The organism is Corynebacterium sp. HMSC29G08 (assembly GCF_001806875.1).
Lineage (GTDB): Bacteria > Actinomycetota > Actinomycetes > Mycobacteriales > Mycobacteriaceae > Corynebacterium.
The window spans coordinates 35,047-61,526 of the sequence record NZ_KV786253.1; the positions used below are offsets into that span (position 1 = coordinate 35,047).

The window sequence follows — 26,480 nt, forward strand, 5'->3', positions numbered from 1 at the left end:
TAAGTGACAACATAGGTGGTGAGACCGGTAACATCTGCGTGCATGAGCACCCGCGCGATTCTTCCCGTGAAATTGTCCCTGCCCAAGGGGGATGTCTACACGCTGTGGGCACCCACCTGGAAGGAAAAGGGCACCGAGTGGCAGGCGTTTTTGGGCGACGACACGTCGGTCCTCGCCTTCCACTGCCCCGAGGAGCTGCTAGCGTACCTGCAGACCACGCCAAAGCATGACTTGAGCGACCACCCGAAGTGGGCACTGTTCCAATCCCAGGGCGACGCACGCGTCGTCCCTACGGAGAAGCAGTACTACGACATTGTCGGCGCGCCGGACTTCTTGGCTGGTCGCCCAAGCCATGCCAACGTTTCCGCGCTGTCGCGTGTGTTCCAGATTTCGCGCTCACTGGCCCAGGTGGGCAGCGCGGAGCAGGCAGAAATCTTCTTCGCGTCGCACTCCATCTTGAACAACGTCAACCGTGGCTCTGAGCACTACGCGGGCGAAAACGGCATGGAGGAATGGTCCGGCGTGGGCCGCGTGGTGCTGAAGAATTGGGAAGCAGTGGTTGAGTCGCTGGATGGGGTGGTGCGTGTCGTCGATACGCAAAGCCTTGATGCTGCTGCTGTGTCCGCAGCTGCAACGGCGATTGCTGCCGCAACCCAGGCCCGCGAAGCTGCCGCGAAGGAGGCTGAAGCGCAGAAGCAGGAGATGCTCCAAGCTGCTGATCCATACGACTCTTCCATCTGGGGCCGCGCAGGCATCGACCCGGTGAAGATCACCGTGCAGGGCAAGACCGTGTACACGCTGCGCACCTACCTGGCGGGCAAGCCAGTGTTTTTGGGCAAGTACGGCGAGATTTTCTCCTTCCCCACCCCGAAGCACCTCGGCCGCTGGATTCTGGAGCACGACGACCATGACCTGGCAAACGTATCCACCTGGGCCGACGTCATTGCCGCGGCGAACGCTGGCGAGTTGAAGGTGGAAGTCCACCCGGACAACGCGTACTCCTTCAGCGGGCTGAGCGAGGATATTTCCAAGAGTGTGGACGCAGTGGACACCAAACAGATGGGCAAGGCCTACGAGCTTTTGGCAGACGCCGCTGACTGGGCTGATGATGACTCGCTGAACTCCCTGTTGCTTGCCAATCCGCGGATGCAGGATTACCTGGCATACATGCTTGGCTCCACCGAAGCCGCAGGCTACGTGCCGTCCCCGCCGTTTAAGGATAAGGCGCAAGCTTGGACGGAGATGGAAGACCAGCTGATCAAGCGCTTCTCCAAGTTCTAACACCGTGGCAGTAGATCAGGTAGACCCGCTGATCAGTTCCATCTACCGCTGGATGGATGTTTCCGGCGTGCTGTTGATGGGCATTATCGGCGGCACGCTTGCGCGTCATCGCGGCTATGACATCGTCGGGTTCTTCTTCATCGCCATGCTGTCGGCACTGGGCGGCGGCATGTTGCGCGACGTGCTCATCAACCAGGGCACCGTCGCCGCCATGAGCGAGCCGGAGTACCTAATCCTGGCGTTTACCGGTGCGCTGATCGCCCGCTTTACCTACTTCAAGGGTCGTGCATGGGAAGTCATGCAGTCCCACGGCGACGCAATGATCTCTGCGCTGTGGGCCGCAACCGGCGCATCGAAAGCTATTTATTACGATTTGCCGGTGCTGCCCACGATCATGATGGGCGTGTTTACCGCCACCGGCGGCGGCATGATCCGCGACGTGGTCACAGGCCGTGAGCCCAGCGTCTTTGGCGGCAATCAGCCAACAGTAGTTCCGGCCGTGGTCTGTGCTGTGATCCTGATTATTGGAGACGCCACGGGCTTCCTTGCCCTCGGCATGGCATTGGGGCCGCTGGCCAGCTACTCGTTGTTCCTTGTTGGCTACTACGGCAAATGGAAGCTGAGCCAGGACTCGGATTTCGCCCCCGTCAACGCCACGGTGAATGCGACGGTGTCGCAGGTGGCAACGATTGCTCGCAAGGCGGAGAACCGCTCGCGTGCGGTGGCTCGCGAGTTGGAGCCGAAGGCACTGCGTGCGTGGCGGCATAGGCAGATGGAGAAGGCGTTGGAGCGTCGTGTAGAAGCCGAGGTATTCAAGGGCAAGAATCGGGCGGAAGTGCGCATCGCTGCGGATGAATTCCTCGACGAGTTCACCAGCCAGTTCCCTGCCATCGACGCAAACATCGACGCGGAGCAGAAGCCGAAGGACCGCGAACGGCTCTTGGACGGTGTTGGTGTGGACCTTGACGGCACCTCCTACAACGATGAGACGGCCCAGTCCGACCCTGCGAAAGCTGCGGCTGCACATGTTGACATGCTGGACATCATTCTTGCCGACGACGCGTTGACCGACGAACTCATCGAACGCCTCGTGGCCCGCTACAAGGAGAAAGACAACTAGATGAAGCGTGTGGGGTTGAGCTTGGCAGTCGCGGTGTGCTGTGTGAGCCTTGGATGCTTATCGACGCCAGCGCAAACCCCCACAACCCCAACCCCCACCACTACCGGCTACTTCGACGAGGCGGGAAATTTCGTCCCGCCCAGCCGCGAACATGCACCTAACACGGACGACTGCCCGTACGAAACGGCACCCCGTGAGCCGGTGAGTACTTCAGAGCGTGCCACCACAACACCTGCGGCACTGCCTGTGACGTACGACGGTCCGTGCGGGGTCAGTGCCGCTGTCGGCTACAAGGTTCCCGAAGACGTGGTTGCCTCCGCGTGGCTGGTGGCGGACCTGGACTCCGGCGAGGTCGTTGCGATGAAGGACCCGCACGGCCGCTACCGCCCCGCCAGCATTATCAAAGTCCTGATTGCGTTGGTGGCGATTGAAGAGCTGGATTTGGACGCCAAGGTCGACGTGTCCGCGGAGTCTGCCGGCCAGGAAGGTTCCGCCGCCGGCATTGGCGCTGGCGGTGACTACACCGTGCGCGACCTGCTCTACGGCCTGATTCTCAACTCAGGCAATGATTGCGCACATGCGCTCGCCCAGGCGCTTGGCGGGGATACGGCAGCACTGCGCAAGGTCAACGACTTGGCGGCGAAGCTGGGGATGACAGACACGCGCGCCGCCTCCTACTCCGGCCTCGATGCAGCCGGCATGTCCACCTCTGCGTGGGACATGGGCCTGGCCTACCGTGAGGCGTTTTCCAACCCCGTCTTCACCAAGATTGCCGATACAGAGTCCTACGACTTCCCCGGCTTCGACGACCTGCCCGGCTTCCAGCTGTGGAATGACAACAGGCTCTACCTCAACGACCCGGACGGCATCGGCGGCAAAACCGGCTACACGGATGATGCGAACCACACCTTCGTCGGCGCCGTGAACCACGAGGGCCGCAGACTTGTTGCCGTGGTGCTCGACACCACAGCCTGGGATCATCGCGCATGGGAGCAGGCGCAGATGTTGTTGCATGCGGCGTATGGGGTGCGCGGGGGCGTGGATAAGCTTGAGCCCCTTTCACAGGCCACCACCACGGCTGTGCCTACCCCTAGCCCGAGCCCGGCCTCGGAGGCGCCGAGCGTTCCCGCTGAGCTTCACGGGTACGGCCTGCCCATCCTGATCGTGGGCGGCGTGCTGCTTCTTGCGCTGATCGCGCTGTGGCTGAGCTTGCGCCTGGGAGCCAAGCGCAAGCGCCGGTAATTACTTGCGGTTACTTGCGGTTGAACGGCGCGACAATGCGCTGACCAACAGCACCGAGTGCCGCACCCACAGGGTTCGGCTTTGCCTTGTTGCGCTGCGCATCTGCCGCAGCCGCACGCACGTTGATCACAGCCGGCGGCGGCACCTGGGCTGGGGCGGCCTTCAGCGACTCCTCCGTGGTAGCCGTCCACGCAGCGGTGTAGAGCACCACACGCCAGATCAGGTACAGCACCACCATCAGCGCGATGATCGGGCCAAAGATCGCACCAGCCGGGTTGCCGGTAGCCGAAGAAATGATGACGGTAGCGAACTGCTTGATCAGCTCAAACAGGACCGCGCCAAGCAGCGCGCCCTTCAAACCAGACTTCACCGGAACCTTGGTGCGCGGCATGAACATCATCATCCACGTCATCACAATGAAGTTGGCCAAAATGCCAACCGTGATGCCTACCAGCCACACCACAGAACGCGACCCCGGGAAATTACCAAGGCCGAAGTGGGCCATCAAATCCGTCGTCCACCCAGACGTACCAATGGCGGTAACACCAAACGCCACGATGAACAAGGCGATCAGGACCACCAAGCCAACCAGGTCCCACAGCTTCTTCACCACGAAGTTGCCGCCCTCATTCGCGTCCAAATTCCACATCGCCGAAATACCAACGCGCAGGTTGTTCATCCAACCCAAACCCGACCACAACGTGGTGAGCAAACCAACACCGGCAACAGCGCCACGCTGATCAATAGCAGTGCTGATCAGGCTATTGACCATCTCCCCGAGGTCACCGTCCATCGACTCGGTGACCTGGCGCTGCACTTCCTGCATCAAATCAGGACGAGCGTTTAAGAAAAAGCCCATACCGGCAAACAGCAGCATCAACAGCGGAAACAGCGCAAGCACAGAGAAATACGTAATGCCCGCGGCGAACTGGTTACCGCCAGCAGCGCCGAAACGCTCCTGCATGCGCATCATATGGCCAACAGCCGGAGCCTTCTCCTCAAGCTCTTCAACCTTGGAGTTGTGCTCCTGCTTTTTGGCGCGCTCAATGCCGAACTCGTCGGTGTATTCCTTACGCGTCGATGTCGATGTTGCCATCGGCGTCCCTTCCATCCTTTGACGTGTTTCTTCTGGCGTGTTTCTTGCCAAAGGACGATCGTAGAGGAAAACGCCGAAGTAGATCGGGTCAGACGGCCAGCGTGTGAGCCGTGCGCTGGCTTCGGCGCTAGCCGCGGGGTGCGAGGAAGCCGACCTTCTCGTAGACGCTAGCCAACAATGGCTCCGCAATCTCACGTGCACGATCCGCGCCGCGAGCCAGGATTGCCTCCAGCTCAGCGCGGTCGCTCATCAGCTCCTCATAGCGGGCACGAAGCGGCGTAGTAAACGCCTCAAGCGCATCCGCCGTATCCACCTTGAGCGCACCATAGCCCTGGCCCTCATATCCTGCGACAAGGCCCTCGATGGACTTGCCGGTCAGCGCCGACTGGATGACCAACAGGTTGGACACGCCAGGCTTGTTTTCCTTGTCATAGGCAATGACCCCGTCAGTGTCCGTAACGGCGGAGCGAATGCGCTTTGCCGACGTCTTCGGCTCATCCAACAGATTGATCAAACCCTTCGGGTTTGCACCGGACTTGCTCATCTTGGACGTTGGATCCTGCAAGTCATAAATCTTCGCCGCACCCTCCGGAATAAACCCATCCGGCACCACGAACGTCTCGCCGTACTTGGCGTTGAAACGCTCCGCCAAAGTGCGGGTCAGCTCCAAGTGCTGACGCTGATCCTCACCCACCGGCACCAGCTGCGGCGAGTACAGCAGAATGTCTGCAGCCATCAGCATCGGGTACGTAAACAATCCCACCGAGGTACGGTCCTGGCCCTGCTTGACGCTCTTGTCCTTGAACTGCGTCATGCGGCTGGCTTCGCCGAAGCCGGTCAGGCACTGCAGCACCCACGTCAACTCTGCGTGTGCTGGCACGTGCGACTGCACAAACAGGGTGGACTTCTCCGGGTCAATACCCAGCGCAATCAACTGCGCGCAACCAGCAATGGTGCGCTGGCGAAGTTCCTCCGGATCCTGCTCCACCGTGATCGCGTGCAGGTCCGGGATGAAGTAAAACGCGTCATAGTTTTCCTGCAGGTCAATCCACTGCTTCAACGCACCCAGGTAATTGCCCAGGTGGTAGGAGTCTGCGGTGGGTTGGATTCCAGAGAGAACGCGCTGTTGAGACATGCAAGCCAGTCTATCCCTCAGCACTTGCGCGGGTGCGGCAAGGCCGGAGGTGTCGCCAGAGGGTGTTCACCAGCGCTAACCCCACGCGCCCCACCAGCCCCATTGCAAACAAATCGATTTGTTACGGATGGGACTTTAAAACCGCAGGACGCTGAAAGATTTCGCATTTGTTTTCAGTGGCGTCAGCTGTGGCCCCCGCCGACTAAAACGGTGGCCGTCGCGTAGTCACCATCATGGCTCAAAGAAACACTGGCAACCATCGGCCCCAACCTGGCAACTTCACCGTGCAGCTCGACCGAAGGGCGCGAAAAGGCATCCGCCACCACTTCGATCTCCGCAAAGTCCACCTCATCAACGGCAATAACTGGCGGGTAGCCATACAAGCTCTGTGACCACGCTTTGATGTACGCCTCCTTCACCGCCCACCGTGCGGCAAGTGACGCAGAACGGTCCGCCTTTGCCGCACAGGTTCGCAGTTCGCGGTCTGTAAACACCCGCGAAAACGTTGATCCCGGCTGCTCAAGCTGGGTAGCAAAGGTTGGGATGTGGACCAGGTCGGTCCCGATATGCGCTGAAAACATTCCTGAATACTCGGTTCCAAAGCTCAAATTAAGCTGCTCTTTTTCTGTGAATTTGGCTACGGATTCGGAACTTACGGTTCCGTAGGTTTAGTATGCCCGTATGCCAGATACTTTTGTAGGCAAAACTACTTTGCCGGAACCGCCCCCTTTGCCAACCACGTCGCAAAGAAACGAGGAATTGTTACAGCGCCGTGCCGAAGCTCAAGAGCCGGTAGGTACAAAACCGCTGGATAAAGTACGCGCAGCTGGCCGTCTAACGGCACGTGAGCGCCTTGACTACCTGCTGGATGAAGGCTCGTTTGTAGAGACCGACCAGCTCGCCCGCCACCGCACTCACGAATTCGGAATGCAGGCCAAACGCCCAGTCACTGACGGCATTGTCACCGGATTCGGCACCATCGACGGCCGTGAGGTGTGTATCTTCTCCCAGGACGGCACCGTCTTCGGCGGCGCGCTCGGTGAGGTCTACGGCGAGAAAATGACCAAGATCCAGCAGCTTGCCGTCACCACCGGCCGCCCGCTGATAGGTCTGTACGAAGGTGCCGGCGCACGCATCCAGGATGGCGCCGTCTCCCTGGATTGGATTGCAAAGACCTTCCGCTACAACGTCGAGGCCTCTGGTGTGGTGCCGCAGGTCTCCGTGATCATGGGCGCCTGCGCAGGCGGCAACGCCTACTCCCCCGCGTTGACGGATTTTGTGGTCATGGTCAATGAGACCTCCAAGATGTTTGTCACCGGCCCAGACGTGATCAAAACGGTCACCGGCGAGGAGATTACGCAAGATGAGCTCGGCGGAGCATGGATTCACATGCAGCAGGCGGGCAACTGCCACTACGTCGCGGAGAATGATCAGGACGCCCTTGACTGGGTGGCGGAGCTGTTGGAATACCTGCCGTCTAATAGCCGCCAGCGCGCAACATCCGCGCAGCCCTTCGCCATCTCAGCGGAAGAGGCCGAGAACCACGAGGAACTGAATTCTCTGATCCCAGATTCCGCGAACTCTCCGTATGAGGTGCGCGACGTCATCGCAGCACTTACCGATGATGGCGAGTTCCTGGAGATCATGGAGCAGCGCGCAGAGAACGTGGTCACCGCTTTTGGCCACATCGAGGGCCAGGCTGTTGGGTTTGTGGCCAACCAGCCGATGGTGCTGGCCGGCTGTCTGGACATTGACTCCGCGGAAAAGGCTGCACGTTTTGTCCGCACCTGTGACAGCTTCAACATCCCGATTGTCATGCTGGTGGACGTCCCGGGCTTCCTGCCTGGTTCGGCGCAGGAGCACGATGGCATTTTGCGTCGTGGCGCGAAGTTGCTCTACGCCTACGGCGAGGCCAGCGTGCCCAAGATCACCGTGACCATGCGCAAGGCCTACGGCGGCGCTTACTGCGTGATGGGTTCGAAGGGCCTGGGCGCGGACGTGAACTTGGCGTGGCCCACCGCGCAGATTGCGGTGATGGGCGCGGCTGGTGCCGTGGGCTTTATCAACCGCAAGGACATCGCCGCTGCCAAAGAATCCGGCATGGGTGATGAAGAGCTTGCACAGCTGATCAAGAGCTTTGAGCGCGAGTACGAAAACGAGATGCTCAACCCGTATAAGGCGGCGGAGCGCGGGTTGGTGGATGCGGTGATTTTGCCGAGTGAAACCCGCGCCGCGATTGCCGCGAATTTGCGCCTGTACAAGAACAAAGTTGTTGCCCGCCCAGCGCGCAAGCACGGAAACATCCCGCTGTAACCCCCGCTTAAAAACAGAAAGATTTTTCAGAATGACTCTTACCCCGATTCAGTCCCTCACCTGCCCTGCGATTGTGTTTCCTGGCCAGGGCAGCCCTTGGCAGCAGGCTTTGTTTGATGTGGGGGCTTCGGCGCCGTCGGCACGCAAGCGCCTTGAGCAGTTGCTTGCCAAAGCCGCGTTGATCACCGGCCCCGTCTCCCGCCCGCTTGCTTCCGTGGTGCCGGGTGTGGCGCAACGTATCCGTGAGGCGTTGGACAATGAGCCGCACGTTGCGGCAATTGATGCGTTTCCTGCAGTAAGCGCGCCAGCGATTGTGTTGGCTCAGGTCGCGGCGGTGGAGCACCTGACCCAGCTTGGTCTGGATCTGGAAAAGGTGCGCTTCGGTGGACACTCCCAAGGCATCATCGGCGCGGTGGCTGTGGATCCCAAGGAGGGTGACAAGGCTGCGGAGAAGGCGCTTGCCTTTGCGTTTATCTTGGGTGCGGCCGCTACGAACGATTACGGCGCAACCGATGCGCGCAGCCGGATGTTGTCGGTGCGCGGGCTGACCGTTGAGCAGATCGAAGACTTCGTACCGGCAGATTCAGGTGCGGTGCTCAGTGTGATCAACGGCCGCAGGCACGTAGCGCTTTCGGGTTCGCCGGAGGCGTTGGCAAAAGCACAGGCCGCAATTGAGGCGCGTGCGAATGACTACAACGCGCGCCTTGAGGTTGAGTTCGGCGGCGCTGAGATCCAGCCGACGTTTGATTACCTGGACGTTGCCTACCCTTTCCATGTGGCAAGCAACGCGCAGGCTGTCGAGCAAGCGGCGAAGTGGGCCAAGGAGTGCGGCATCACGTTTGCAACCACCACCCCGCGTGATCTTGCGCAGGCAATTTTGGTTGACACGTTTGACTTCACCGCCACCGTCCGCAACCTGGTCGCTGATGGTGCAAGCCACCTGATCGCGCTGGATAACGCCACCGCCAACATCATGCAGACGCTGGTTAATGGGGTGGGGGTGCCGGTGGTGGACGCGACGCAAGCGAGCAAACGCGACTCGCTCGCACGACCGGGCGAAGCCCTGCCTGCCGCAGCGGACTACTCCCAATATGCCCCGCGCGTGATCACCCTGCCGGACGGCAAAACGTACACGCAGACGCGTTTTTCTGCCCTAACAGGCCTGTCCCCGATCATCCTGGGCGGCATGACGCCGACTTCGGCGGATGGCGAGATCGTCGCCGCGGCCGCCAACGCTGGTTACTGGGCGGAGCTGGCCGGCGGCGGCATGTACTCGGAGGAAGAGTTTTCCAAGCACAAGGACGCCCTTGTCAACTTCCTGCAGCCGGGTCGTACCGCGCAGTTCAACACCATGTTCTTTGACCGCTTCCTGTGGAACCTGCAGTTCGGCCAGACCCGCATGGTGCCCAAGGCGCGCGCAGCGGGCGCACCGTTTAGCGGCGTATGCATCTCCGCGGGCATCCCGGAAGTTGAGGAGGCGACGGAGCTGCTTGCACAGCTGCATGCCGGCGGCTTCCCCTACATCGCTTTCAAACCCGGCACCACGCAGCAGGTTCGTGACGTACTGAAGATTGCGAAGGCCAACCCGGAAGATTCCGTGATTTTGATGGTGGAGGACGGCCACGCGGGCGGCCACCACTCCTGGGTTGACCTGGAAGAGATGCTGCTGGAGACCTACGCGGAGATCCGTGCGCACGACAACGCGGTGCTCACCGTCGGCGGTGGCGTGTACTCGCCTGAGCGCGCAGCTGAGTTGATCACCGGTTCCTGGTCGGAGAAGTTCGGCCTGGCAAAGATGCCGGTAGACGGCGTGTTTGTGGGCACGGTCGCCATGGCTACGAAGGAAGCGAAGGCCACCGATTCCGTCAAGCAGCTGCTGGTGGATACCCCAGGTCTTCCGCCGGAGCACAACGGCGGCTGGGTCGGCCGCGGCCAGGGTGTCAGCGGTGTGGCGTCTTCCCAGTCCCACCTGCTGGCGGACCTGCACGATCTGGATAACTCCTTTGCCAAGGCTTCTCGCCTGATCGCCTCGCTGGATATTGAGGAGTATGAGGCGCACCGCGAGGAGATCATCGAGGCACTGTCGAAGACCTCGAAGCCCTACTTCGGTGACGTTGAGGACATGACGTACGCGCAGTGGGTGGAGCGCTTCGTTGAGCTGGCTGCGCCGTTTGTGGACAGCAGCTGGGATAAACGTTTCGTCGCGTTGCTGCAGCGCATCGAGGCACGCCTGAACGAGGCCGATCACGGCGAGATTGCCACGCTCTTCCCGGAGGGTGAAGAGGTGGAGCCGCAGCGGGGCGTCGATAAGCTGCTGGCTCACTATCCGCAGGCACGCACGGTGAAGGTTTCCCCGCGCGACGCTGCCTGGTGGATCGGCCTGCACTACGCCTACCCGAAGCCGATGCCGTGGGTGCCGGCGCTGGATGGGGATCTGAAGATGTGGTTTGGCAAGGACACGCTGTGGCAGGCGCAAGATGAGCGTTACACGGCTGACCAGGTCCGCATCATCCCGGGGCCGGTGGCGGTTGCCGGCATTACCAAGAAAAACGAGCCGGTTGCGGAGCTGTTGGGCAGGTTTGAGGACGCCACGACGCAGATGCTTATAAGCGCCGGCGCAACCGCCGAGCCTCGCTTCTCCCGCCTGCGTGACGCCGAAGATGAGGCAGCGTACCTGCGCTCCTGCCCGACGCTTGTGTGGCACGGTCACCTGATGGCAAACCCGGCGTACGCGCTGGATGATGACGCGTTTGAGCTGACCAGCGAGCTCAACCCGTACGGTGAGCGCGAGTGGACGATTCGCATCAACGCTGACTCCGCATGGGATCACCTGCCGGAGGAGCAGCGCCCGTTCTACGTGCGCGAAGTGACCATTCCGGTGGACATTCCGGCGGGTGCTGCTACGGGTGCTTCGCCTGTGGTCTCGCGTGAGCGCCTGCCGCAGAGCGTGTTCGACCTGCTTGAGGGCCTGGCCGGTGTGGGCTCGGTGTCCGAAGCTGGCGACGCGATCATTGCCATGCCGGAGCTTGAGGCACGGACTGAGGACGCACCGTTTGGTGTGGCACGATCCTCCTTTACCCTGCCACCGTCGCTGCTCACGGCGCACTCCGCAGTCACCGGTGCGGCGCTTCCGACAAGCGGAAGCGCCGGGCAAAACGGAAGCGGCCAAAACGTTGCCGGTACGCCCGACGTGTTGGTCGGTCCTTGCTGGCCGGCGATCTACACCGCACTTGGCTCCGGCCAACTGGCGGATGGCTACCCGGTGATTGAGGGCCTGCTCAACGCTGTGCACCTGGACCACGTGATTGATCTGCGCGTGCCGTTGGCCGAGCTTGCCGATGGCCGCACGATTGACGTGGTGTCTAAGTGCACCTCCATCGCAGAATCCGTCTCTGGCCGCATTGTCTCCGTGGAGCTCGTACTCAGCTCTGATGGCGAGATCGTGGCGACCCAGATGCAGCGCTTCGCCATCCGCGGCCGCGCTACCGGCACCGCAGCACCGGTACCGGCCCCCGCGTACGGCGGCGGCAAGTCCAGCGACCGCATTGAGGCAACGCCGCGATCCTTCGTGGACCGCGCAGTCGTCCACGCACCCTCCGACATGACTCCGTTTGCGCTGGTTTCGGGTGACTACAACCCGATCCACACCTCGTATAACGCCTCTGCGTTGGTGAACCTGCAGGCACCGCTGGTGCACGGCATGTGGCTGTCTGCCACCGCCCAGCACCTCGCTGGTCGCCACGGGAAGGTGGTCGGCTGGTCCTACTCCATGTACGGCATGGTGCAGCTGGATGATGAGGTAGAGATCACCGCAGAGCGCGTGGGCCGTAAGGGCATCCACCAGGCATTGGAAGTGACCTGCCGCATTAACGGCGATGTGGTGTCTCGTGGCCAGGCGCTTCTGGCGCAGCCGAAGACCGCCTACGTCTACCCGGGCCAGGGCATCCAGACCGAGGGCATGGGCAAGGGCGACCGCGAGGCGTCTGCAGCAGCACGTGAGGTGTGGCGCCGTGCGGACCGCCACACGCGCACCAACCACGGTTTCTCCATCCAGCGCATTGTGGATGAAAACCCGGCGCACCTTATTGTCCGCGGCGAAGAGTTCAAGCACCCGGACGGCGTCCTGCACCTGACCCAGTTCACGCAGGTGGCACTCGCTGTGGTGGCGTACGCCCAGACAGAGCGTCTGCGTGAGGCGGATGCGTTGGGCTCTGGAGCGTACTACGCAGGCCACTCGCTTGGTGAGTACACGGCACTTGCCTCCCTGGGCAACATCTTCGAGCTTGAAGCGGTAATTGACATTGTGTACTCGCGCGGCTCTGCGATGGGTTCGCTGGTACCGAGGGACGCTGAGGGCAACTCCGACTACGGTATGGGTGCGCTGCGTCCGAACATGATTGGTGTAGGCCCCGAAGAGGTTGAGGCCTACGTTGCCCAGCTTTCGGAGGACACCGGCGAGTTCCTTGAGATTGTGAACTACAACATCAAGGGCCAGCAGTACTCCATCGCCGGTACGAAGCGTGGCCTGGCTGCGCTGAAGGAGAAGGCGAACGCGATTACCCCGCGTGCGTACGTGACGGTGCCGGGCGTGGACGTGCCGTTCCACTCGCGCGTGCTGCGCAGCGGTGTGGCGGACTTCGCCGAGAAGCTCGATGAGCTTTTGCCTGCGGAAATCGACGTGGACACGCTGGTTGACCGCTACATTCCGAACCTGGTTGCCCGCCCCTTCGAGCTGACCCAGGACTTCATCGACGCAGTGTTGGCGGAGGTGCCATCTGAGCGCCTGAAGGGGCTGACCCCGGAGAACACGGACCGCAATACGCTTGCGCGCACGCTGCTGATTGAGCTGTTGGCGTGGCAGTTTGCCTCCCCGGTGCGCTGGATTGAAACCCAGGACTTCCTGCTGCCGCGCGTAGAGCAGATCATTGAGGTTGGCTTGGCGTCCTCCCCGACGCTGACCAACTTGGCCAAGCGCGAGATGGACGTTGTGGGCATCCATGTTCCGGTGTTCAACGTTGAGTCCAGCCAGGACGCGGTCATGCTCAATGACGTGGTTGCGGCTCCTGAGCCAGAGGTTGAGGCTGAAGAGGCAGCACCGGCAGACTCCGCAGCTGAGACCGCTGACAGCCAAGCTGCACCGGCCGCTGAAACCCCGGCCGCTGCTCCAGCTCCCGTCCCGGCCACTGCAGCCTCCGAGCCGACCGAGGACCTGGCGTTTGCCGCTGCGGACGCTATTACCGTGCTCTTTGCTGTGCAGAACAAGATCCGCCCAGAGCAGATCAACGATTCTGACACGATTGAGGAGCTCACTGGTGGTGTTTCTTCCCGACGCAACCAGCTGCTCATGGACATGTCCGCCGAGCTGGGCGTACCCGCCATCGATGGCGCGGCGGAAGCGGATGTGGCAACGCTATACCAGCGCGTCAACACCGCTGCCCCGGGCTACACCCCGTTTGGCACTGTCCTGTCTGAGGCCGTGGGTACTCGTTTGCGCCAGCTGCTTGGCGGCGCTGGCCTGAAGCCGGTGTTCGTTGCAGATCACCTGGCTTCCGCGTGGGGCCTGCCGGCATCGTGGACGCCGCATGTTGAGGCCGAGATTCTGCTTGGCACCCGGACCGAAGATTCGGTCCGCGGCGGCTCCTTGGCCACTCTGCCAGCATCGGCAGGTTCCAAGGCGGAGATCAGCGCCCTGATTGATCAGGCTGTGCAAAATGTTGCGGCAAGGCATGGGGTGGCGGTGAGCCAGGCGCAAGCAGGCGGCAGCTCCGGTGGCGGCGTGGTTGATTCCGCAGCCCTGGATGCTTACAAGGATGAGGTCACCGACACGCTGGTGGCAACGGCGCGCACGCTGCTTGCCAAGCTGGGCGTTGAGGATGAGACCGCAGAGATCCTCGCACCGGACACCACGATTGTGGAAACCATCGAGGCAGAGCTCGGCACAAGCTGGGTCAAGCAGGTCACCCCAGTGTTTGATGAGCGCAAGGCTGTGCTTTTCGACGACCGCTGGGCCCAAGCCCGCGAAGACCTCGTTCGCGTGGCTCTTGGCCAGTGTGAGCTGGACCCGGCGCGCTTTGCCGGCACAGGTGAAACCATCGCCCAGCAGGCCGAATGGTACGCGCAAAACACCGGCGCGGACCGCGCGGATGTGCTGCGCGCAATCGCTGACGCCGCCCAAGGCAAGGCCGATGAGCCGTATGCGAACGACGTTGCGCTAGTGACCGGTGCCGCACCTGGCTCGATCGCAACCGCCTTAGTGGAGCGACTGCTGGCAGGTGGCGCAACCGTGATCATGACCGCCTCCAACGTTGGGCAAGCGCGTAAGGAGTTTGCGCGCAAGCTCTACGCCGAGCACGGCTCGGTGGGCGCGAGCTTGTGGCTGGTGCCGGCGAACCTGTCGTCCTACCGCGACATTGACGCACTGATCGCGTGGATTGGTGCGGAGCAGAAAGAGACGGTGGGCAAGGACGTCAAGGTGATCAAGCCTGCGCTGACGCCTACGCTCGCGTTCCCGTTCGCAGCACCGTCCGTGTCCGGCTCGCTGGCAGAGGTCGGCGGCAACGCGGAGACGCAGGCGCGTCTGCTGCTGTGGTCGGTGGAGCGCACCATCGCTGGCTTGTCCGAGCTGGCGCAGCGCGGTGACCACTACCCGGCGACGCGTACACACGTGGTGCTTCCGGGCTCGCCGAACCGCGGCACCTTTGGTGGCGACGGCGCCTACGGCGAGGTCAAGGCCGCACTCGATGCGATTGTGAACAAGTGGTCTGCCGAAACCGGTTGGCCAGACGGCGTCACCCTGGCGCAGGCACGTATCGGCTGGGTTGCTGGTACCCACTTGATGGGCGGCAACGACGCCCTCGTCCCGGCCGCGGAAGCTGCGGGCATCCACGTGTGGAGCCCGGAGGAGATCTCCACGCAGCTGATGAGCTTGGCATCACCGGAGTCTCGCGAGCAGGCGAAGCAGGCTCCGCTTGATCTGGACCTAACCGGTGGTCTGGCGGACTCTGGGGTTTCGATTGCGGAACTGGCGCGGTCGGTGCGTGGTGGGGAGGTCACGGAGGCGTCGACAAGCGAAAGCCCCGCAACCGTCCGAGCTCTGCCGAATGTGTCGAACCCGCTGCAACCGCTACCCGCCAAGGTTGGGGATGTGACCTGCTCGCTGGATGACATGGTGGTCATTGTGGGCGTGGGCGAGATCTCCAGCTGGGGCTCTGGCCGCACCCGCCGCGAGGCTGAGTACGGCATCGAGCGCACCGGAGGCGTGGAGCTGACCGCCGCGGGCGTGCTGGAGCTGGCCTGGATGATGGGCCTGATCACCTGGTCCGAGGACCCGAAGCCGGGCTGGTACGACGCCGACGGTGCCGAGGTTGCGGAGGAAGACATCTACGAGCGCTTCCGCGCCGAAGTGGTGGCACGCTGTGGTGTGCGCACCCTGACGGACAAGTACTTCCTGACGGACCAGGGCTCCGTAGACCTGGAGCAGGTCTATCTGGACCGCGACATCACGTTTAGCGTGGCAACGGAAGCCGAGGCCCGCGACCACGAGGCTGCCGATCCGGACAAGACTGTGGTCAAGCAGGTTGGCGGTGAGTGGACCGTGACCCGCCTGGCTGGTGCAAACGCGTACGTGCCGAAGAAGGCGACGTTGTCTCGCACCGTTGCGGGCCAAATCCCGGATGATTTTGACCCGACCAAGTGGGGTATTCCGGCGCAAATGGCCGACGGTATGGACCGCATGGCCGCCTGGAACCTGGTCACTGCTGTGGACGCGTTCATCACCGCAGGCTTCACCCCGGGCGAGCTGATGCAGGCGGTGCACCCCTCCTTTGTGGCAACCACCCAGGGCACCGGTATCGGTGGCATGGAGTCACTGCACAAGGTGTTCGTCTCCCGCTTCATTGGTGAGGAGCGCCAGAGCGACATCCTGCAGGAGGCACTGCCGAACGTGGTGGCCGCGCACACCATGCAGGCGCTGGTTGGCGGCTACGGCTCCATGATTCACCCGGTCGGCGCGTGTGCCACTGCCGCAGTGAGTGTTGAGGAGGCTGTGGACAAGATCGCGCTGGGCAAGGCGGACTTTGTCATCGCCGGTGGTATTGATGACGTGCAGGTGGAGTCCCTCCAGGGCTTCGGCGACATGAACGCCACCGCCGAGACCGCCAAGATGACTGCCCAGGGCATTGATGACCGCTTCATCTCGCGTGCGAATGACCGTCGCCGCGGCGGCTTCCTTGAGGCCGAAGGTGGCGGCACCCTGCTGCTTGCCCGCGGCTCCCTTGCCGCCAAGCTGGGTCTGCCGGTGCATGCTGTAGTTGCGTACGCCTCCAGCTTTGGCGACGGCGCGCACACCTCCATCCCGGCGCCTGGGTTAGGTGTGCTGGCTGCCGCGTGTGGCGGTGAGTCCTCCCGCTTGGCTAAGAATCTGGCTTCGCTGGGCCTTTCGCCTGACGACGTCAACGTGTTGTCCAAGCACGACACCTCCACCAATGCCAATGACCCGAATGAGTCCGAGCTGCACTCGCTTTTGTGGCCGGCCATTGGACGCAACGAGCATGCGCCGATGTACGTGATCTCCCAGAAGACGCTGACGGGCCACTCCAAGGCTGGTGCCGCCCTGTTCCAGATCGGCGGGCTGATTGACGTGCTGGCTACCGGTGCGCTGCCGCCGAACGCATCGCTGGACTGCGTGGATCCGCTGATTGCGCCGAAGGCGAAGAACCTGGTGTGGCTGCGCTCCCCGCTTGCGCTGGGTGAAGGCCAGGTGAAGGCGGCGGCGCTGACCTCGCTTGGCTTCGGCCACGTCGGCGCGCTGGTTGTGCTCGGCCACCCGGGTGTGTTCGAGGCCGCGCTGGTGCGTGAGGGTATCGACGCCGACGCCTGGCGCGCCCAGGCCACCAAGCGCCGTGTGGACGGCGCTGGCCGCCTGGAGGCTGGCATGCTCGGCCGCGCTGAGCTGTTCACCCCGGTGGAAAACCGTCGCTTTGCTGGCGTAAACGATCACGACGATGAGATTGCCCTGCTACTCAACCCCGCCGCCCGTCTCAACGCTGACGGCACCTACCCGACTGTTTAAGGCCCTGTTTAAGGAGAGACACCATGACACCGTTGTTTCACACCAATGACGCTTCGCTTTCCCACGACGAGCTGGCGGCGCTGAGCGCTGTCATTGCGCAGGCGCAGACCTGGCACGTGGCCACGGTCGGCGACAGTGCCGATGAGGGTTTTGGCGCTGGTTTCGGAAACGTCACGTACTACTAAGCAAAGGAGCGCATATATGCATGAGCATGATTTCCCGTTCAACAAAGTGCTGATTGCTAACCGCGGCGAGATCGCGGTGCGCATCATCCGCGCGGCGCGTGACGTCGGGCTTTCCTCCGTGGCTATCTACGCGGACCCGGATAAGGGCGCCCCGTTTACCCAGATGGCCGATGAAGCCGTGGCTATCGGCGGCGAGACGTCCGCGCAGAGCTACCTGGACATTGAGAAGGTGCTGCAGGCGTGCCGGGATACCGGTGCGGATGCGGTCCACCCGGGGTATGGGTTTTTGAGTGAGAACGCCGAGTTCGCCCGGCGCGTGATTGCAGAGGGGCTGACCTGGATCGGTCCGCCGCCGCGCGCGATTGAGAACTTGGGTGACAAGGTCACGGCGCGCACGCTGGCAGAAGCCGTGGATGCGCCGCTTGCCCCGGGTACCAAGGACCCGGTGGCCAATGCCGATGATGTGGTTGCGTTTGCGGATGAGCATGGCCTGCCGGTGGCTATTAAGGCGGCGTTTGGCGGCGGTGGTCGCGGCATGAAGGTGGCGCGCACCCGTGGTGAGATCCGTGAGCTCTACGAATCCGCCACCCGCGAGGCGCAGGCCGCGTTTGGGCGTGGCGAGTGCTTTGTGGAGCGCTACCTGGACCGCGCCCGCCACGTTGAGGCCCAGGTGTTGGCTGATCAGCACGGCAACGTCATTGTTGGCGGTACCCGCGATTGTTCGCTGCAGCGCCGTTTCCAGAAGCTCATCGAGGAGGCCCCGGCACCATTTCTTACCGACGAGCAGCGCGAACGCATCCACTCCTCCGCCAAGGCGATTACCAAGAGAGCCGGCTACGTGGGCGTGGGTACGGTGGAGTACCTCGTGGGCGAGGACGGGCTGATTTCCTTCCTGGAGGTCAACACCCGCCTGCAGGTGGAGCACCCCGTGACGGAGGAGACCACCGGCGTGGACATGGTTGTTGAGCAGTTCCGCATCGCCGCGGGCGAGCCGCTGCGCTTCGAGCAGGACCTAGAGCCTACTGGCCACGCCATCGAGTTTCGCATCAACGCCGAGGACGCTGGCACCAACTTCATGCCGGCACCGGGCACGGTCACCCGCTACGTGGAGCCCTCGGGCCCGGGCGTGCGCGTGGATTCCGGCATTAGGGAAGGCACCGTCATCGGCGGGCAGTTCGACTCCATGTTGGCCAAGTTGATTGTCCGCGGCAGCACCCGGGACGAGGCAATTGCGCGCGCTAAGCGTGCCTTGGCGGAGTTCAAGATCGAAGGCGTGCCCACGGTCATCCCGTTCCATGAGCGGATGCTTGACGACGCCGCGTTTACCGCACCCAACGACCAATTCACCGTCTACACCCGCTGGATTGAAGAGGAGTGGGACCCGGACGTCGCACCGTACGACACGGACGATGCTGGTTCGGAGGATGGCGACGAGCACCGCCGCCGCACGGTCTCCGTCGGTGTTAATGGCCGCTCCATTGAGATTACGCTGCCGGAATCGCTGCTTTTGGGCGCGGTGGCGCAGCGTCGACGTGACCGCAAGCGCCGCGGGCGTGGTGGCTCCGGCGGCGCCAAGGGTGGCGCGAACGCGGATACCTTGGCAGCGCCGATGCAGGGCACCGTGGTCAAGGTCGAGGTTTCCGAAGGCGAGCGCGTTGAGGCCGGCGACGTTGTGGTGATCCTGGAGGCCATGAAGATGGAAAACCCGGTCAAGGCCCACAAGGACGGCATTGTGAAGAACCTCGCTGTGGAGGCCGGCAGCCACGTGGATAAGGGCGCGGCGCTGCTAGATATCGTCGCTGATCAGTAGCCGCTGAACTGCAGCTTCCGCGACTGAACCGGCTTGGCCCAGCGCGTCAAAAAATTGGGGGTTGACGCGCCGGGCTTCCCCGTTTTATGGTTACCCACATGAGTGGTAAACCCATATACCAAAAGATTGCCGATGAGTTACGTGACCTCATCGGCGCTGGCACCCTCGCCCCCGGCGACCGGGTGCCGTCCACCAACGAGCTCTCCGCCTATCACTCCGTCAACCCAACAACGTCTGCCAAAGCGCTCACCGAACTGTTCAACGAGGGCCTGCTGGAGAAGCGCCGCGGGCTCGGCATGTTTGTGTTGGAGAGTGCGCGTGAGCAGGTGTTACGTACACGTCGTGAAGCATTTGCCCGCGACTTTGTCCAACCGTTTGTCCATGAGGCTAACCAGCTCGGCATCACCTCCGAGGAGCTGACCGCAATGATTGAAAAGGAGCGCACCCAATGAATCCCGGTTTCTATGCGCTGGTCGGCCCGAACGCCGCCGGCAAAACCCACTACCTACACACGCTCATGGGCCCGCACGCAGCGATTGTCCCGGCTGGTGCGGACGCGAAGTTTGCGGGCGCAACCGTGGACGATCACCTGCGCGCAGTCGCGGCGATCTACCCGCACGTGGAGCTCGACTTGCCCAACGCCCGCATCAGGGATCTCTCCGTTGGGCAGCGTCGCCTCCTCACCATTGAGGTGGCCCTGGCCATAGGCAAGGACCTACTGCTTCTCGACGAGCCGTTTGACGGCATCGACACCACCACCCGCAAACAGATCCGCCAGCGGCTGATCGACTACATCGCGGAAAACCAGCAGCGCAGCGTGGTGATGGCATCGCACCGCCCCGAGGACTTCGCCGGCCTAGCCACCCATGTCATCCAGGTCTTTGATCAGGAGGTGTCGGAGCCCTTGCTTATCGACGCCACACGCTACCTCTTCCCCACCATCACCGGCCCCACCGACGCAATCGCCGAATTGGCGGCACGCCACCGAACGCTCGAGCAGTCCACACTGGGCCCGATGGCGAAAGCGGTGTTTGCACAGCCCGTGGCAACCGACCTGACCTGCACCTACCCCGACGACACCGAACTTATTGATCTGCTTGCAACCGAAAGGATGCCGCGATGAAACTCTTCCTCAGCCCTTTAAAAACAGCCACATTTTTCGCCCCGCTTGTGGTATTGCTCTACCTGATCCCCCGCGGGCGCAACTACGCGGGTGACGGCGCCGCGTGGACACTGTTTGGCGGCGTATGCGTTTTGGTCCTGTTTGCGTTCGCCGCGTTGCACTGGCCGGGACTGAACCAGCTGGGCGCAAGCTTTTCCGCCTGGATGAATTCTGCAACGCTGACCGCGCTGTCTGTGGCTGTGGCACTTGGGGTGCTCACCGCAGCCTCATCAATCCTCAACCAGCACAACAACCCGTACTACCAGGCCTATGACGTGTTCTTGTTCACCAACGGCCAGGACGTCCCGTGGACCGACACAAACGGCGACCCCTACGTCATGGTCAGCGCCGGGCAAGACGCCACCTCGATGACCATGACGGTGCTGCTGCACATCGCGTTCTTCTTCGTCGCGGCTTTTGCCGGGGTGGCGTTAGGGCTTGCCTACACCACCTTCGGTGCGGGACGCGCCCTCGTCGGCGGCTTTGTCACCTTTGCCCTCACAGTGGCGCTGTATTGGGCCGTCGAATCCCGTGTGGGTGATTGGTTCACCGCCGCCGCCCCCGGGTTGCTTACGGCATGCCTCTTTACCCTTGGCGTATCCACGGCAGTAATCTCGCGCACGAAACGCTTCGTACCCTAACGCTCCAACCATTCAGAGCGCAGCAGCCCATGGCGGGAGCACGCAGCCTCCCACGCCATCGGGCTGATCTTTACCACCATGCGACGCTCACACAGCGGACAAATCCGCGGCGCATCATACGGCCGCGCCGGGTCCAGCGGCCAGGCGATCTCGCCCGAGAGCACAGCGTCGGCCAGTTCCGTTGAATCCGGGATTTTCATTACAGGGACTTCAACGTGTCGTACAGCGCGCCGTGCCCAGAGTTCTGCTTCTGTCCCACCGGAGTGATGTTCAGGCTCAACCCTGGCTTCGCCCCGCCCTCCATGACACGGTCCACCGCGTCGCGGTCTTTTTCCATCGGACGCCCGAACGTGGTCAAGTAGTTGCCACCAATGATGGCGTTGGCGCCGCCGAGGAGGCCTTGCTCGGTGCCGTCATCACCCAGCGCGAGCTCCGTGCCACCCGCGAAGCGCAACTGCGTCGACGGCATAGCCAGGCGAAATGCCGCCACCGCGCGCAGCGCCTCACCCTGCGGCACCAGCGGACGATCCGCAAACGGAGTACCCGGGCGCGGGTCCAGGAAGTTCATCGGCACCTCATGCGGGCGGATCTCCGCCAGCTGCGCGGCAAACTCAGCGCGCTGCTCCAGCGTCTCGCCTAGGCCAATAATGCCACCGCAGCAGGTCTCCATGCCCTCAGCCAGCACGTACTCCAGTGTGTTCTTGCGCTCCTCCCAAGTGTGCGTGGTCACCACGTTCGGGAAGAAGGACCTGGCAGTTTCAAAGTTGTGGTTGTAGCGGGTCACGCCCATCTGCGCCAGGCGGTGTGCCTGCTCACGGGTCAGAATGCCAAGCGACGCAGAAATCGAAATGTCTACTTCCTCCTGAATGGCGGTGACAGCCTCGGCCACCTGCTCAAGCAGGGCATCCGTCGGACCCTTCACAGCGGCAACAATGCAGAACTCGCTTGCGCCCATCTTCTCCGACTGCTTCGCAGCCTCCACCAGCTCAGCAATGTTCAACGTGACGGCACGCACCGGGGATTCAAAGAGGCCGGACTGGGAGCAGAAGCTGCAGTCTTCGGGGCAACCGCCCGTCTTCAAGGAGATGATGCCTTCCAGCGAGACGTCCACGCCGCAGTGCTTGATGCGCACCTGGTGGGCGAGGTCGAGGAGTTCTTGCAGACGCTCATCCTCAATCTGCAGAACCTGCAAAATCTCGTCCTGCTTCAGGCCCTCGCCGCGCTCGAGGCACTTCTCGCGTGCGATGTCGAGGATGTCTTTGGTTTCCGTTTCAGTGGTGGCTGTCGTAGTTGTCGCAGTCATGCACACGAAGTGTAGCGCGTTACTTGAACGGTGTTCAGGGAATGGCGAAATTCATGGATGACTTTGCAGTTGTCTTTTGGGCGGGCCTGGTCGCGGAGTGCTGGGGCGCTGGAGCGCTGAGACGCTGGGGGCGCTGGGGTGTGGGGGAGCTTTCTTGAATTGCGGCAGCATGTTGCCAAACCGGGGATAGTTGCCGCAATTGCAAGGTGATTGCCAGGTTCAGGCTGTTGCAAGGGCACACTCCTAGCAGATAACGATTTCGGCCCTACATTTCCCCAGGTCAGTTGTCTTGACTCATCGCGATTTTTACATTGTCTGCTAGTAGACCCCTGCCAGTAGCCCTCTAGTAGACCCCTGCCAGTAGACCCCGCGTGAGACAGCGATCGGAGCAGCGAGGTACGGCGAGTTGCAACGAAATACGGCGAGGCCCAGTGTGGCGCGGCACTCCGATTCCTGTGGGCCAGCTGGCAAATGCGGCAGATATCCCCGGTTTGGCAACATGCTGCCGGAATCCAAAAAAGGTCCCCCCGAGGTCCGGCCAGCCAGGGCACCGAGGTCCGGCTGGACCGCCAAGCCGAAGCCGAAGCCGAGGTCCGGAGCCAGAAGGCTAAAAGGCCAGAGCAAAGCAGCCGAAGCTAGCGATACTCCACCACAACCGGCGAGTGGTCAGACCAGCGCTCCTCCACCGTCGCAACCCGGTCCACCCAGGCGCGCTGGGCGCGTTCGAGCATGTTGGCGGTGGCGGCTTGGACGTCGATACGCCAGCCGGCGTTGTTGTTAAACGCCTGGCCGCGGAAGGTCCACCACGAATAGCCCGCATCATCCGGGTTCAGGCGGCGCGCCACGTCGAACCACTTCGGGTTCTCGCAGGCCACACGTGCCGGAAGCTCAGAGACGTACTCCACCGCACCCGCCCAGCCGGGAACCGATTTCAGGTCCAGATCCTGGGCTTCGCTATCTGGGAAGGCGCCGAAGACGGAATCCATGAAGGCGCGCTCGTGCGGCAAAAAGCCGGACTTTTTGTGGTTTCCCTTCCAGTTCTTTAGGTCTTCGCGGCGGTGGCAGATGTTCCAGTCGCCGCCGATGACCATGTGCGGGTGTTCGTCGGCCCACTGCTCAAGCAGCGGCTCGAAGGCGTCGAGGAAGCGATACTTCTCGTCCTGCTTTTCCGTGCCGGCGGATCCGGAGGGGAGGTAGAGGGAGGCGACGTAGGTGGCGTCGGCAAGCATGGCCCTAATGAAGCGACCCGAATCCTCAAACCCTGGAATACCCACCTCTACCTGAGTCAGTGGCTGGCGAGACAGGATGCCCACACCGGCGCGGCCCTTCGCGGCGGCGGGCGCGACCTCTAGATGCCAGCCCTGCTCAAGGGCCGGGGCGAGCGCCGCGCGGGCCTGGTCCTCGGTGGCGCGGACTTCTTGCATCAGCACAACATCCGCCGGGGTCTCGTTCAACCAGGCGAGCATGCCCGGGTTGACCTCGTTGCGAACTTTCGTTGCGGCGCGGATGCCGTTGACATTGACGGTAGCGATGGTCAGACTCATGGGTTTCGACCCTACAGGGCGGCGCAAAACGGTACGCTTGGTATCTGAAGTCTGACATTAGATACAAGGAGCACTATGTCTACGATCATTTGGACCCGCACCGACGAAGCGCCGTTGCTGGCAACCTACTCGTTCAAGCCGATTGTGGAGGCATTCGCCGCGCAGGCTGGCATCGATGTGGAAACCGCCGACATTTCTTTGGCAGGGCGTATTCTCGCGCAGTTCCCGGATCGTTTGAGCGATGAGCAGCGCATTCCGGATGCGTTGACTGAGCTGGGTGAGTTGGCGAAGACGCCTGAGGCCAACATCATCAAGCTGCCGAACATCTCTGCTTCCCTGGTGCAGCTGAAGAAGGCTATTGCTGAGCTGCAGGCTGCTGGTTTTGACATCCCGGATTATGAGGATGCTCAGGATAAGTACGACGCTGTGAAGGGTTCTGCTGTCAACCCGGTGCTGCGTGAGGGCAACTCGGACCGCCGCGCGCCGGAGGCTGTGAAGAACTACACCAAGAAGCACCCGCACTCCATGGGCGTGTGGTCGAAGGACTCCAAGACCAACGTTGCAACCATGGACGCTGGCGACTTCCGTCACAACGAGAAGTCCGTCATTATCCCGGCCGAGGACACCCTCACCATCAAGATGACCGACGGCACCGTGCTCAAGGAGGGCCTGAAGGTCCAGGCGGGCGAGGTCATCGACGCGACCTACATGTCCGCGAAGGCGCTCGACGCATTCCTGCTCGAGGCCGTCAAGCGCGCCAAGGAAGAGGGCGTGCTCTTCTCCGCGCACCTGAAGGCCACCATGATGAAGGTCTCCGACCCGATCATCTTCGGCCACGTCGTGCGCGCGTATTTCAAGCCCGTCTTTGACAAGTACGGCGAGGAGCTTTTGGCGGCTGGCCTCAACGGCGAGAACGGCCTCGGCGCCATCCTCGACGGCCTGTCCGAGCTGGACAACGGCGAGGAGATCCGCAAGGCCTTCGAGCAGCAGCTTGTCGACGGCCCGGCGCTCGCCATGGTCAACTCCCACAAGGGCATCACCAACCTGCACGTGCCGTCTGACGTGATCATCGACGCTTCCATGCCGGCCATGATCCGCACCTCTGGCCACATGTGGAACGCCGACGACCAGGAGCAGGACACCCTGGCCGTCATCCCGGATTCCTCCTACGCCGGTGTGTACCAGGCTGTTATCGACGACTGCCGTGAGAACGGCGCCTTCGACCCGACCACCATGGGTACCGTCCCGAACGTCGGTCTCATGGCGCAGAAGGCCGAGGAGTACGGCTCCCACGACAAGACCTTCAAGATCCCGGCCGACGGCACCGTCCAGGTGGTCAACTCCGCAGGCGACGTGCTGATCGAGCACGACGTCGAGGCCGGCGACATCTGGCGCGCCACCCAGACCAAGGACGCCCCGATCCAGGACTGGGTCAAGCTGGCCGTCAACCGCGCCCGCCTCTCCGGCATGAAGGCCATCTTCTGGCTGGATGAGGAGCGCGCACACGATCGCAACCTCATCTCCCTTGTTGAGAAGTACCTGGCTGATCACGACACCGAGGGCCTGGACATCTCCATCCAGTCCCCGATCGAGGCCACCAAGACTTCCGTCGAGCGCATCCGCCGCGGCGAGGACACCATCTCTGTCACCGGCAACGTGCTGCGTGACTACAACACGGACCTGTTCCCGATCCTCGAGCTGGGCACCTCCGCGAAGATGCTCTCCGTGGTCCCGCTGATGGCTGGCGGCGGCCTGTTCGAGACCGGTGCCGGCGGCTCCGCCCCGAAGCACGTCCAGCAGGTCCAGGAGGAAAACCACCTGCGTTGGGACTCCCTCGGCGAGTACCTCGCGCTGGCCGAGTCCTTCCGTCACGAGAAGAACACGAACGGCAACGAGCGCGCCGGCGTCCTGGCTGCCGCGCTGGACAAGGCCACCGAGCAGCTTCTCGACGAAGGCAAGTCGCCGTCGCGCAAGGTCAATGAGATCGACGACCGTGGCTCCCACTTCTGGCTCTCCCTGTTCTGGGCAGAGGCACTGGCCGCCCAGACCGACGACGCCGAGCTGGCCTCCGTGTTCGAGCCGATCGCCAAGGACCTGCGCGAAAACGCCGAGACCATCGACAAGGAGCTCCTGGACGCCCAGAGCAACGCTGCCGACCTCGGCGGCTACTACTGGCCGGACGAGGAGAAGACCTCCGCGGTCATGCGCCCGTCCGCAACGTTTAACAAGATCATCGACGCGCTGGAGAAGTAGCTCGCCGATCTGAGATCGGCCGGTGACGGGGTTTCGCGCCCCGGCACCGGCCTTTTTGTTTGGTCCTGCTGGGCAGCGCTGTGCCCAGCCCGGTACCTCCGCCCCACTTACCGCAAACGCTTACCCGAGGAACTAGACCACTTACATCAGATCAGAAGCACGATTTTTTTCTTGCTCCGTAACCAGAAAAAGATGCCAAAACAGCCCTTAAACTCTTCAAAAAAATCCCTTACCTGCGGAAATGTTTTGTTGCCTGTTTCTTGCTTCTCGGTCGCATTTTAGGTTGGATCCTGTCAGATGCGGGTTTTTGGTACCGGTGTTCTGG

The 26,480-nt window shown here is 62.4% G+C and carries 17 protein-coding genes; 11 read left to right on the forward strand and 6 right to left on the reverse strand.

Features of this window, described 5'->3' with window-relative positions; genetic code table 11:
* Positions 1–42 precede the first annotated feature (42 nt).
* The 3 genes from HMPREF3101_RS06770 to HMPREF3101_RS06780 are packed head-to-tail and all read left to right on the forward strand — an operon-like array spanning position 43 to position 3,643.
* A complete protein-coding gene (locus HMPREF3101_RS06770) occupies positions 43–1,281 on the forward strand; it encodes a hypothetical protein (RefSeq protein WP_070463805.1) in 1,239 nt (412 codons plus the stop codon).
* 4 nt (positions 1,282–1,285) lie between these two features.
* On the forward strand, positions 1,286–2,401 hold the full coding sequence (locus HMPREF3101_RS06775; RefSeq protein WP_246816683.1) for a TRIC cation channel family protein: 1,116 nt from the start codon (positions 1,286–1,288) through the stop codon (positions 2,399–2,401).
* Positions 2,402–3,643 carry a D-alanyl-D-alanine carboxypeptidase family protein gene (locus HMPREF3101_RS06780; protein ID WP_070463806.1) on the forward strand — a complete coding sequence of 414 codons (1,242 nt, stop codon included), beginning with the start codon at positions 2,402–2,404 and terminating at the stop codon, positions 3,641–3,643. It abuts the gene before it with no gap.
* Between the two features lie 10 nt (positions 3,644–3,653).
* Here the strand turns inward: HMPREF3101_RS06780 and HMPREF3101_RS06785 are convergent, their stop codons facing one another.
* The 3 genes from HMPREF3101_RS06785 to HMPREF3101_RS06795 all read right to left on the reverse strand — a co-directional run bounded on the left by HMPREF3101_RS06785 (position 3,654) and on the right by HMPREF3101_RS06795 (position 6,455).
* Entirely contained in the window at positions 3,654–4,739 is a 1,086-nt protein-coding gene (locus HMPREF3101_RS06785; protein ID WP_070463807.1) for a YhjD/YihY/BrkB family envelope integrity protein, read from the reverse strand.
* A 127-nt stretch (positions 4,740–4,866) separates the two neighbouring features.
* The gene (gene trpS / locus HMPREF3101_RS06790) at positions 4,867–5,874 is read right to left on the reverse strand and encodes a tryptophan--tRNA ligase (RefSeq protein WP_070463808.1); all 1,008 of its coding nucleotides are present in this window, start codon (positions 5,872–5,874) and stop codon (positions 4,867–4,869) included.
* A 182-nt stretch (positions 5,875–6,056) separates the two neighbouring features.
* Positions 6,057–6,455 carry a holo-ACP synthase AcpS gene (locus HMPREF3101_RS06795; protein WP_070463809.1) on the reverse strand — a complete coding sequence of 133 codons (399 nt, stop codon included), beginning with the start codon at positions 6,453–6,455 and terminating at the stop codon, positions 6,057–6,059.
* A gap of 100 nt (positions 6,456–6,555) precedes the next feature.
* Between HMPREF3101_RS06795 and HMPREF3101_RS06800 the strand changes: the two genes are divergently transcribed.
* The 7 genes from HMPREF3101_RS06800 (at position 6,556) to HMPREF3101_RS06825 (ending at position 21,055) form a co-directional block, all read left to right on the forward strand.
* Positions 6,556–8,187, forward strand: coding sequence for an acyl-CoA carboxylase subunit beta (locus HMPREF3101_RS06800; protein ID WP_070463810.1), 1,632 nt, complete (start codon positions 6,556–6,558; stop codon positions 8,185–8,187).
* Positions 8,188–8,218: 31 nt separating this feature from the next.
* Positions 8,219–17,257, forward strand: a complete 9,039-nt coding sequence (locus tag HMPREF3101_RS06805; RefSeq protein ID WP_070463811.1) for a type I polyketide synthase — start codon at positions 8,219–8,221, stop codon at positions 17,255–17,257.
* Positions 17,258–17,280: 23 nt separating this feature from the next.
* On the forward strand, positions 17,281–17,442 hold the full coding sequence (locus HMPREF3101_RS12140) for a hypothetical protein (protein ID WP_168160172.1): 162 nt from the start codon (positions 17,281–17,283) through the stop codon (positions 17,440–17,442).
* Positions 17,443–17,458: 16 nt separating this feature from the next.
* The gene (locus HMPREF3101_RS06810) at positions 17,459–19,252 is read left to right on the forward strand and encodes an acetyl/propionyl/methylcrotonyl-CoA carboxylase subunit alpha (protein WP_070463812.1); all 1,794 of its coding nucleotides are present in this window, start codon (positions 17,459–17,461) and stop codon (positions 19,250–19,252) included.
* Positions 19,253–19,350: 98 nt separating this feature from the next.
* The gene (locus tag HMPREF3101_RS06815) at positions 19,351–19,704 is read left to right on the forward strand and encodes a GntR family transcriptional regulator (RefSeq protein ID WP_070463813.1); all 354 of its coding nucleotides are present in this window, start codon (positions 19,351–19,353) and stop codon (positions 19,702–19,704) included.
* Positions 19,701–20,375, forward strand: coding sequence for an ATP-binding cassette domain-containing protein (locus HMPREF3101_RS06820; protein WP_070463814.1), 675 nt, complete (start codon positions 19,701–19,703; stop codon positions 20,373–20,375). Before HMPREF3101_RS06815 ends, HMPREF3101_RS06820 begins: the two co-directional genes overlap by 4 nt.
* The gene (locus HMPREF3101_RS06825; RefSeq protein WP_070463815.1) at positions 20,372–21,055 is read left to right on the forward strand and encodes a hypothetical protein; all 684 of its coding nucleotides are present in this window, start codon (positions 20,372–20,374) and stop codon (positions 21,053–21,055) included. Before HMPREF3101_RS06820 ends, HMPREF3101_RS06825 begins: the two co-directional genes overlap by 4 nt.
* Here the strand turns inward: HMPREF3101_RS06825 and HMPREF3101_RS06830 are convergent.
* The 3 genes from HMPREF3101_RS06830 to HMPREF3101_RS06840 all read right to left on the reverse strand — a co-directional run bounded on the left by HMPREF3101_RS06830 (position 21,052) and on the right by HMPREF3101_RS06840 (position 23,896).
* Positions 21,052–21,255 (reverse strand): biotin synthase auxiliary protein BsaP, encoded by a 204-nt coding sequence (locus HMPREF3101_RS06830; RefSeq protein WP_052205284.1) that lies wholly within the window; start codon positions 21,253–21,255, stop codon positions 21,052–21,054. The genes HMPREF3101_RS06825 and HMPREF3101_RS06830 overlap by 4 nt on opposite strands.
* Positions 21,255–22,358: a biotin synthase BioB gene (gene bioB, locus HMPREF3101_RS06835; RefSeq protein ID WP_070463816.1), complete on the reverse strand. Its 1,104-nt coding sequence runs from the start codon at positions 22,356–22,358 to the stop codon at positions 21,255–21,257. Before bioB ends, HMPREF3101_RS06830 begins: the two co-directional genes overlap by 1 nt.
* A gap of 635 nt (positions 22,359–22,993) precedes the next feature.
* Positions 22,994–23,896, reverse strand: coding sequence for an exodeoxyribonuclease III (locus HMPREF3101_RS06840; protein WP_070463832.1), 903 nt, complete (start codon positions 23,894–23,896; stop codon positions 22,994–22,996).
* A gap of 81 nt (positions 23,897–23,977) precedes the next feature.
* Here HMPREF3101_RS06840 and HMPREF3101_RS06845 point away from each other — a divergent pair, with 81 nt between their 5' ends.
* The gene (locus HMPREF3101_RS06845; RefSeq protein WP_070463817.1) at positions 23,978–26,155 is read left to right on the forward strand and encodes an NADP-dependent isocitrate dehydrogenase; all 2,178 of its coding nucleotides are present in this window, start codon (positions 23,978–23,980) and stop codon (positions 26,153–26,155) included.
* The last annotated feature ends 325 nt before the right edge of the window (positions 26,156–26,480 follow it).